The sequence below is a fragment of the Methylobacterium sp. WL103 genome, from assembly GCF_008039885.1.
GTDB classification, from domain to species: Bacteria; Pseudomonadota; Alphaproteobacteria; order Rhizobiales; family Beijerinckiaceae; genus Methylobacterium; species Methylobacterium cerastii.
Window position 1 is genome coordinate 1 of record NZ_VRUX01000884.1, and the last position, 1,306, is coordinate 1,306.

Here is a 1,306-nt window from a genome sequence, read left to right on the forward strand (position 1 = left end):
GGCGGGCGCGGACCTCGTGGTCGGCGCCCTCAACAAGGCCGACATCCGCGGCTGGCTCGACGTGGTCTGGCGCTTCGACGACGCGACGCACCAGCACTGCCTGCTGGTCGCCGGCCTCGCGGCGGCCTTCGCCCGGCAGCTCGGCCTGCGCGCGCAGGATTGCCGCGACCTCACCCAGGCCGCCCTGCTGCACGACCTCGGCAAGGCCCGCATCCCGCTGGCGATCCTCAACAAGCCGGGCCGGCTCGACGCGGACGAGATGACGGTGATGCGGACCCACCCGGCGCTGGGCATCGCGATGCTGCAGGGCCAGGACTACCCGGCGGCGATGCTCGCGGTGGTGCGCTCCCACCACGAGGCGCTCGACGGCTCGGGCTATCCGGACGGGCTGACCGCGAAGCAGATTCCCGACCTCGTGCGGCTGATCACGGTCTGCGACATCTTCGGGGCGCTGATCGAGCGGCGGCCTTACAAGCGCCCGCACTCGGGCGAGGCTGCCTACGACATCCTCCGCGGCATGACCGGCAAGGTCGACCCCGACCTCGTCAACGCCTTCAAGCCGATCGCGGAGGCCGCCGGCAGCGCCATGGCCAGCGCCAGCGCAGCCTGAGGTCAGATGCCCCGCGCCTTTCCCTCTCCCGTAGAGGAGGGAAGGAGGAACGTGGCAGCTTCGCCTGCACGATGCGTGAATTCACTTGGCGCGCATGGGAGCCCGCGTCTCGTTCGGCCGTGGGACAAGCTGAGTCATGTCCGGCGTCCGACCTGCAAAAACGCCTACGCATAACGCTTGGCGCCCGCCACGCACAGGACGACCACGGCGGTGGCGAGCAGCATGCCCGGTGCCACCGGCTCGTGCAGGAGGAGGCCGGCCAGCGCCAGGCCGAGGAACGGCTGCAGCAGTTGGAGCTGGCCGACGCCGGCGATGCCGCCGAGCGCTAGGCCGCGATACCAGAACACGAAGCCGACGAGCATGCTGAACACCGAGACGTAGGCCAGCGCCGCCCAGGCCGGCCAGCCGACGTCCCAGGTACCCGGCAGGCTCGCAAGCGCCAGCGCCAGGGTGACCGGCAGCGACAGCACCAGCGCCCAGGAGATCACCTGCCAGCCGCCGAGCCGGCGCGACAGCGCGGCGCCCTCCGCATAGCCGAGGCCGCAGAGCAGGATCGCCGCCAGCATCATGCCGTCGCCGGCCGGCGACCCGGCCCCGCCCAGCGCCAGGGCTGTCTCTTATAAACAAATCCGAGCCCACGACACCCGAGCCTATGTAGTATTACGTCTTATTCGTGAAAAAAAAAAAGGGGGGGGG

General features: G+C 70.2%; 1 protein-coding gene and 1 pseudogene. One reads left to right on the forward strand and one right to left on the reverse strand.

All coding sequences use genetic code 11. The annotated features are described in order from the left end of the window. On the forward strand, positions 1-610 hold a 610-nt coding region (locus FV222_RS26400), incomplete at its 5' end, for an HD domain-containing phosphohydrolase (RefSeq protein ID WP_147816078.1). Between the two features lie 164 nt (positions 611-774). On the opposite strand, the pseudogene FV222_RS26405 reads toward FV222_RS26400, so the two are convergent. Then, positions 775-1,188: pseudogene (locus tag FV222_RS26405) on the reverse strand (DMT family transporter); the annotation flags it as partial. Positions 1,189-1,306 lie beyond the last annotated feature (118 nt).